This window comes from Oleiphilus sp. HI0132 (assembly GCF_001635845.1).
This window is the reverse complement of sequence record NZ_LWGJ01001081.1, coordinates 1-7,249: the sequence shown is the minus strand read 5'-3', so window position 1 is coordinate 7,249 and position 7,249 is coordinate 1. Positions and strand designations below refer to the sequence as shown.

16 protein-coding genes are annotated in these 7,249 nt (G+C 44.8%); all 16 read right to left on the bottom strand.

Going from position 1 to position 7,249, the window contains the following annotated elements:
* On the bottom strand, nt 1–614 hold a 614-nt coding region (rpsD, locus tag A3766_RS13915; protein ID WP_068642379.1), incomplete at its 3' end, for a 30S ribosomal protein S4.
* Between the two features lie 11 nt (nt 615–625).
* Nucleotides 626–1,015 (bottom strand): 30S ribosomal protein S11, encoded by a 390-nt coding sequence (gene rpsK / locus A3766_RS13910; RefSeq protein WP_068508553.1) that lies wholly within the window; start codon nt 1,013–1,015, stop codon nt 626–628.
* A gap of 12 nt (nt 1,016–1,027) precedes the next feature.
* A complete protein-coding gene (gene rpsM / locus A3766_RS13905; protein ID WP_068508551.1) occupies nt 1,028–1,384 on the bottom strand; it encodes a 30S ribosomal protein S13 in 357 nt (118 codons plus the stop codon).
* A 146-nt stretch (nt 1,385–1,530) separates the two neighbouring features.
* Complete coding sequence (gene rpmJ / locus A3766_RS28965; RefSeq protein ID WP_082865410.1) at nt 1,531–1,644, bottom strand: 50S ribosomal protein L36; 114 nt, start codon at nt 1,642–1,644, stop codon at nt 1,531–1,533.
* Nucleotides 1,645–1,681: 37 nt separating this feature from the next.
* The gene (gene secY / locus A3766_RS13900; protein ID WP_068508549.1) at nt 1,682–3,013 is read right to left on the bottom strand and encodes a preprotein translocase subunit SecY; all 1,332 of its coding nucleotides are present in this window, start codon (nt 3,011–3,013) and stop codon (nt 1,682–1,684) included.
* 5 nt (nt 3,014–3,018) lie between these two features.
* Complete coding sequence (gene rplO / locus A3766_RS13895) at nt 3,019–3,453, bottom strand: 50S ribosomal protein L15 (protein WP_068508547.1); 435 nt, start codon at nt 3,451–3,453, stop codon at nt 3,019–3,021.
* A 1-nt stretch (nt 3,454) separates the two neighbouring features.
* Nucleotides 3,455–3,640: a 50S ribosomal protein L30 gene (rpmD, locus tag A3766_RS13890; protein ID WP_068508545.1), complete on the bottom strand. Its 186-nt coding sequence runs from the start codon at nt 3,638–3,640 to the stop codon at nt 3,455–3,457.
* A 4-nt stretch (nt 3,641–3,644) separates the two neighbouring features.
* Nucleotides 3,645–4,145: a 30S ribosomal protein S5 gene (gene rpsE / locus A3766_RS13885; protein WP_068508544.1), complete on the bottom strand. Its 501-nt coding sequence runs from the start codon at nt 4,143–4,145 to the stop codon at nt 3,645–3,647.
* 11 nt (nt 4,146–4,156) lie between these two features.
* Nucleotides 4,157–4,507: a 50S ribosomal protein L18 gene (rplR, locus tag A3766_RS13880; RefSeq protein ID WP_068508543.1), complete on the bottom strand. Its 351-nt coding sequence runs from the start codon at nt 4,505–4,507 to the stop codon at nt 4,157–4,159.
* An 8-nt stretch (nt 4,508–4,515) separates the two neighbouring features.
* Complete coding sequence (gene rplF / locus A3766_RS13875) at nt 4,516–5,049, bottom strand: 50S ribosomal protein L6 (RefSeq protein WP_068508542.1); 534 nt, start codon at nt 5,047–5,049, stop codon at nt 4,516–4,518.
* 9 nt (nt 5,050–5,058) lie between these two features.
* The gene (gene rpsH, locus A3766_RS13870) at nt 5,059–5,451 is read right to left on the bottom strand and encodes a 30S ribosomal protein S8 (RefSeq protein WP_068508541.1); all 393 of its coding nucleotides are present in this window, start codon (nt 5,449–5,451) and stop codon (nt 5,059–5,061) included.
* A gap of 101 nt (nt 5,452–5,552) precedes the next feature.
* Nucleotides 5,553–5,858 carry a 30S ribosomal protein S14 gene (rpsN, locus tag A3766_RS13865; protein ID WP_068508540.1) on the bottom strand — a complete coding sequence of 102 codons (306 nt, stop codon included), beginning with the start codon at nt 5,856–5,858 and terminating at the stop codon, nt 5,553–5,555.
* Between the two features lie 12 nt (nt 5,859–5,870).
* The gene (gene rplE, locus A3766_RS13860; protein WP_068508538.1) at nt 5,871–6,410 is read right to left on the bottom strand and encodes a 50S ribosomal protein L5; all 540 of its coding nucleotides are present in this window, start codon (nt 6,408–6,410) and stop codon (nt 5,871–5,873) included.
* Nucleotides 6,411–6,424: 14 nt separating this feature from the next.
* On the bottom strand, nt 6,425–6,742 hold the full coding sequence (gene rplX / locus A3766_RS13855; protein ID WP_068508536.1) for a 50S ribosomal protein L24: 318 nt from the start codon (nt 6,740–6,742) through the stop codon (nt 6,425–6,427).
* A gap of 16 nt (nt 6,743–6,758) precedes the next feature.
* Nucleotides 6,759–7,127 carry a 50S ribosomal protein L14 gene (rplN, locus tag A3766_RS13850; protein ID WP_068508534.1) on the bottom strand — a complete coding sequence of 123 codons (369 nt, stop codon included), beginning with the start codon at nt 7,125–7,127 and terminating at the stop codon, nt 6,759–6,761.
* Between the two features lie 26 nt (nt 7,128–7,153).
* Complete coding sequence (gene rpsQ, locus A3766_RS13845) at nt 7,154–7,249, bottom strand: 30S ribosomal protein S17 (RefSeq protein WP_082907123.1); 96 nt, start codon at nt 7,247–7,249, stop codon at nt 7,154–7,156.

Here is a 7,249-nt window from a genome sequence, read left to right as displayed (position 1 = left end):
GAGTAAAGCTCAACAATTAGATTCTCGTTGATGTCCGAAGGTAGCTCTGAACGCTCAGGAACAGCTTTAAAAGTTCCTGTGAGTTTATTGGTATCTACGTCGATCCACTCAACTGCCCCGCGATTAGCTGCTAACTCAACAGCGTTTTTAACACGCAATTGGTTCTTAGCTTTTTCGCGAACAGCAACAACATCACCAGCTTTAACTTGGTAAGATGCGATATTCACTACCTGATCGTTAACAACGATTGCCTTGTGGGATACAAGCTGACGTGATTCTGCGCGAGTAGAACCGTAGCCCATACGATATACAACATTATCAAGGCGTTGTTCCAGCAACTGAAGCAAGTTTTCACCTGTAGCGCCTTTACGGCGTGCAGCTTCTTTATAGTAGCCACGGAACTGTTTTTCAAGAACACCGTATAGACGGCGAACTTTCTGCTTCTCACGTAGCTGGGTACCGTATTCAGACAAACGTCCGCGACGAGCACCGTGCATACCTGGAGCAGTTTCTAAGTTACACTTTGAATCTAGCGCTTTAGCGCCACTTTTCAAAAATAAGTCAGTACCTTCACGGCGTGACAGTTTACATTTTGGTCCAATATAACGAGCCATTTGCTAATCCTCTAAACGCGACGTTTCTTAGGTGGGCGACAACCATTGTGTGGAATAGGTGTCACATCCGTGATATTTGTGATTTTATAACCACAAGCGTTTAAAGCGCGAACAGCGGACTCGCGTCCTGGTCCAGGACCCTTAACTTGAACTTCTAAGTTCTTAAGGCCGTATTCAGCAGCCGCATTACCGGCTCTTTCAGCTGCTACCTGCGCAGCAAAAGGTGTACTTTTTCGCGAACCACGGAAACCTGATCCACCAGCAGTTGCCCAAGATAGAGCGTTGCCTTGGCGGTCAGTAATGGTAACGATAGTATTGTTGAATGATGCATGGATATGAGCCATACCATCAACAACAGTCTTTTTCACCTTTTTACGGGTACGTGTACCTGGCTTTGCCATTACGAATTCCTATTATTTACGAATTGGTTTACGAGGGCCCTTACGGGTACGTGCGTTCGTTTTGCTTCGCTGACCGCGCACAGGCAAGCTGTGACGATGACGAAGACCACGATAACAACCCAGGTCCTTCAACCGTTTAATATTCATTTGAAGTTCACGACGCAAATCGCCTTCTACGGTCAAGTTATTGACCTCAGAACGCAATATTTCTAACTGCTCTTCAGATAGCGTGCTAACTTTAGCAGTACGGGCTATACCCGTTGCATCGCATATTTTTTGTGCAGTAGTTCTGCCTACACCAAAGATGTAAGTCAGAGAAATTACTGCGTGTTTATTGTCGGGTATATTGACACCGGCTATACGTGCCATCCATCTTACTCCGCTTAATTGGTAGCTAAATTGAGCAAATGCTCTACGCTACTGTTTAGTTACCGTCTGATAAAAAGGGCGCAAATCATACAGCCTGATTAAATATAAATCAAGCTATATGCAGCACACTTTTCATACAACACCAATTAACCTTGGCGTTGCTTATGACGAGGCTCTTGACAAATAACTCTTACAGAGCCATTTCTTCTAATAATTTTACAGTTACGGCAGATTTTCTTTACCGAAGCACGAACTTTCATATGCTACTCCAAAAACTAAATTTTCAACTCTTCGCGATTAACGCTGCATCCCACCATTACCGTAACCTTTAAGGTTCGATTTTTTCATCAGCGACTCATATTGATGGGACATTAAATGAGACTGAACTTGCGCCATGAAATCCATGACTACGACCACAACGATCAACAGGGATGTACCACCGAAATAGAATGGAACATTTGCCCAAACAACCAAAAACTGCGGCAACAAAGAAACTGCGGCAATATAGGCTGCACCGAAGATTGTCAAACGTGTCAGTACGCTATCGATATAGTTTGCGGTCTGCGCCCCTGGACGAATACCCGGAACGAAAGCACCAGACTTCTTAAGGTTATCTGCAACTTCTTTTGGGTTATACATTAACGCTGTATAAAAGAAGCAGAAGAAGACGACTGCAATGGCAAACAAAATAACATACAGAGGCTGACTCGGCCCAAGCGCTTGAGAAACATTAGCTAACCACTCCATGCCCTCGCTCTGTCCGAACCACTGCCCCATTGAAGCAGGAAACAACAATATACTCGAAGCAAATATAGGCGGGATTACGCCAGCCATATTAACTTTAAGCGGCAAATGGCTTGACTGCTGAGAGTAACCACCACGTGCCTGTTGTCTTTTTGCATAATTAACAGTGATGCGTCTTTGACCTCGTTCGATAAACACGACGAAGGCAACGATAGCAACTGCGAATACACCAATACCTAACAATGCAAGGATATTTAATTCTCCCTGCCTTGCAGCTTCAAACGACTGACCGAACGCACCTGGTAAACCCGCGACAATCCCTGCAAATATCAACAAGGAAATACCGTTACCAATACCACGCTCTGTAATCTGCTCTCCCAACCACATAAGGAAGACAGCACCACAAACAAATGTAGAGATCGCAAGGAAGTAGAAACTAAAGCTATCAGTGAAGGTCACACCTTGAGAGGCAAGACCTACCGACATACCTGAAGCCTGTATCAACGCTAAAGCAACTGTGCCATAACGCGTATACTGACTAATCTTTCTACGACCCGCTTCGCCTTCTTTCTTAAGCTGTTCAAGAGTAGGGCTTACAGCAGTTAACAACTGCATAATGATCGATGCAGAAATATAGGGCATGATTCCCAAGGCGAAGATACTCATTCGCTCCAATGCACCACCAGAGAACATGTTAAACAAGCTCAAAATAGTACCTTGGTTTTGCTCGAATAGCGCGGCTAGTCTCTCTGGGTTGATGCCTGGCACTGGAATGTGCGCACCAACTCGATAAACTAGGATTGCAGCGAACACAAACCATAATCTTGATTTGAGTTCTGCAAAACCTTTACCTACGCCCGAAGGCAATGCGTTTGACTTCGCCATGGGTATTAATCCTCTACCTTTCCGCCAGCAGCAGTAATTGCTTCACGAGCACCTTTAGTCACTTTCAAACCTTGAATAGTAACTGCTTTAGATAACTCGCCCGACAAAATAACTTTAGCCTGCTTAGCATCACGACGAACCAAGTTTGCGTTTTTCAACGCATCCAAGTCGATAACATCAGCTTCGACAGCTGCTAATTCGTTCAAACGAATTTCAGCAGAGTACTTAGCTTGACGTGAACTGAAACCGAACTTTGGAAGTCGGCGTGCTAGAGGTTGCTGACCACCCTCGAAACCTGGCGCTACAGAACCGCCAGAACGAGACTTCAAACCCTTGTGGCCACGACCACAAGTTTTACCAAAACCACTACCAATACCGCGACCTACACGTCGAGCTGTAGGCTTTGATCCAGGAGCTGGACTTATTGAATTAAGACGCATTTTATTCTCCTTCAATCCTAACCATGTAGTTAACTTTGTTAGCCATACCGCGAACTGAAGGTGTATCTTCCAGCTCTACAGTCTGACCAATCTTACGTAGACCAAGACCGGTAACACACGCTCTATGAGCAGGTAAGCGACCAATCGGGCTACGGTACAATGTAACCTGTATTGTTTTCTTAGCCATGACCTTATCCTGTAATTTCGTCTACAGACTTGCCGCGCTTAGCAGCAACGTCTTCTGGTGACTTCATTGCACTCAAACCTTTAACTGTTGCGCGAACAACGTTAACTGGGTTTGTAGAGCCGTAGCACTTAGCAAGTACGTTTTGAATCCCTGCGACTTCTAGCACTGCACGCATTGCGCCGCCAGCGATGATACCAGTACCATCTGAAGCAGGCTGCATATAGACCTTAGAGCCACTATGCTTTGCAGTTACAGGATATTGCAAGGTTGTACCGCTAAGAGGTACGTCAACCATATTCTTGCGAGCTGCATCCATTGCTTTTTGAATAGCGATTGGAACTTCACGCGCTTTACCACGACCGAAACCTACACGACCTGCACCATCACCAACAACAGTTAGTGCTGTGAAACCGAAGATTCGACCACCTTTAACAACTTTTGCTACACGGTTAACTTGTACAAGTTTTTCCTGTAGCTCTGGACCGTTTTTGTCTTCTACGCTCATCGTAATGCCCCTTAGAACTCTAATCCGGCTTCACGCGCAGCGTCAGCCAATGCCTTTACACGACCGTGATATTTAAAACCAGCACGATCAAATGCTACTCTTGAAACACCAGCTGTCTTTGCTCGCTCAGCGATCAAAGCACCAACTTTAGTAGCCGCGTCAATGTTACCTGTACCTTCGCCGCGAAGATCTTTATCCAGAGTAGAAGCAGAGGCTAAAACCTTGTTTCCTTCACCTGAAATAATCTGTGCGTAGATATGCTTAGGTGTACGATGAACTGTAAGTCGGGTCTCACCCAAAGCTTTTAACTTAAAGCGAGTTTTTTTCGCTCTACGTAGTCTTGATTCTTTCTTAATGCTCATAGCTTCACCTATTTCTTCTTAGCTTCTTTGCGTCTGACATGTTCGTCAGCAAAGCGTACACCCTTACCTTTGTAAGGCTCTGGCGGACGGAAAGCACGAATTTCAGCAGCAACCTGACCTAGCAACTGTTTGTCAGCGCCTGACAAAACAATCTCGGTCTGTGATGGAGCTTCAGCTTTAATACCTTCAGGAAGCTCGTATTCGACTGGGTGAGAAAAACCCAATGACAGATTCAGTTTCTTGCCCTGCATCTGTACACGATAACCAACACCGATTAGCTGTAGCTTTTTCTGGAAGCCAGTACTTACACCAGTAACCATGTTGTTTACCAACGCGCGAGTCGTACCAGACATCGCTCGTGAGAACTTGCTGCCATTTTTAGCAGCAAATTTAATTTCTGAACCTTCCTGCGTTACAGTAACAACAGAATTAAGATCCAAAGATAAAGTGCCTTTACCGCCCTTTACTTCAATTTCTTGCTCAGTTAGCTTAACTTCTACACCGGAAGGAAGCTGAACTGGACTATTAGCAACCCTAGACATGCCCTTCTCCTAGAAAACTGTGCAGATTACTTCGCCACCAATGCCGGCATTACGCGCAGCTCGGTCGGTCATCACACCTTGCGAAGTTGAAATAATGGCAACACCCAAACCACCGCGAATGCTTGGCAGCTCGTCTTTACCTTTAAACTGGCGTAGACCTGGACGGCTAGCTCTCTTAATTTCTTCGATGACTGGCTTGCCTTCGAAATACTTAAGATCAACAGTTACCTGTGCTTTTACCTGACCATCAGTGTTAAAGCCTTCGATGAAACCTTCTGACTTTAATACTTCTAGTACTGACACCTTCATTTTAGAAGAAGGCATTGTGACAGATTGCTTCTCAGCCATCTGTGCATTACGAATACGTGTGAACATATCCGCAAGCGTATCTTGCATACTCATCGTATGAACTCCTAGTCTTTTTAGTTGTGCAGTATCAAAAACAAGCCGGAAGGAAACCCCACCAGCTTGTTATGGTACTTACCAACGTTTCTTTACTGGTATTACCAGCTTGCTTTTTTCAGGCCGGGCACATTACCACTCATTCCCTGTTCACGCAATTTAATTCGTGAAAGTTTGAACTTGCGGTATACGCCGTGTGGTCGACCTGTCACTTGACAGCGATTTCTAAGTCTGCTTGGACTAGCGTTGCGCGGTAGCTTTTGCAATTGTTTCTGAGCTTCCCAACGATCTTCATCAGAAGTATTTTGGTTAGAGATAATTGCTTTTAGCTCCGCACGCTTCTCAGCATACTTGGCTACTGTTTTTTCGCGCTTTAGTTCGCGCTGCTTCATTGAGATCTTAGCCATTGCTTCTTACCCTTATTTTTTGAACGGGAAGTTGAAAGCGCGAAGCAAAGCTCGACCCTCATCATCCGTTGCAGCAGATGTAGTAATAGTAATGTCTAGACCACGAATCTTATCGACTTTGTCGTAATCAATCTCTGGGAATATGATTTGCTCTTTAACACCCATTGAATAATTACCACGTCCGTCAAATGACTTCGAGTTTAGACCTCGGAAGTCGCGGATACGCGGAATAGCGATACCAACTAAACGCTCGAAAAATTCCCACATACGCTCGCCACGTAAAGTAACTTTACAGCCGATCGGATAACCTTCACGAACTTTAAAGCCAGCTACTGACTTACGAGCTTTTGTAGTCACTGGCTTTTGGCCAGCTAATTTCTCAAGATCAGCGATTGCGTTCTCTAGCATTTTTTTGTCTGCTAGCGCTTCGCCAACACCCATATTAAGGGTAATTTTCTCAATTTTCGGTACTTGCATTATGCTCTTGTAATCGAACTCTTTTTGCAGTGCAGGTACCACTTCGCTTTTATAAACTTCTTTCATATTTGCCATGGTTTATTACCTGCCTACTTATCTACGAGCTCGTCGTTAGATTTGAATACACGTACCTTCTTGCCATCTTCAAGGACTTTGAAGCCTACACGGTCTGCTTTGTTGGTTGTTGGATTAAAAATCGCAACATTAGAAGCCTGAATTGGCGCTTCTTTCTCAACAATGCCACCTGGCGTACCCAGCATTGGGTTAGGCTTAGTGTGGCGCTTAATCATGTTGATTCCAGAAACGACCAAACGGCCATCCTTCATCACACGATTAACTTTACCACGCTTACCGTTGTCCTTGCCTGCTATGACAATCACTTCATCGTCACGTTTGATCTTTTTCATAACCGGCCTCTCGTCCTTAAAGCACTTCAGGTGCTAAAGAAATAATTTTCATGTACTTATCGCCGCGCAACTCACGAGTTACAGGACCAAAAATACGAGTTCCAATCGGTGCATCACTAGCGTTTAACAACACAGCAGCGTTACCATCGAATTTAATTAAAGAGCCATCTGGGCGACGTACACCACTACGCGTACGCACTACCACAGCACTCATGACATCGCCTTTTTTGACTTTGCCGCGAGGTATAGCTTCTTTTACAGTGACTTTAATTACATCACCAATTCGTGCATAACGACGATGTGAACCACCCAGCACTTTAATACACATTACTCGACGCGCACCGCTGTTATCGGCCACATCTAGCATACTTTCCGTCTGAATCATCGTTGTTCTCCAAACCTTACCAGGGGTTAAACGTTAGATGCTTTTTCATCGATGTTTAGTAACGTGAAAGACTTTGTCTTCGAAAGAGGACGCGTCTCTTGAATTGTTACTACATCGCCGAT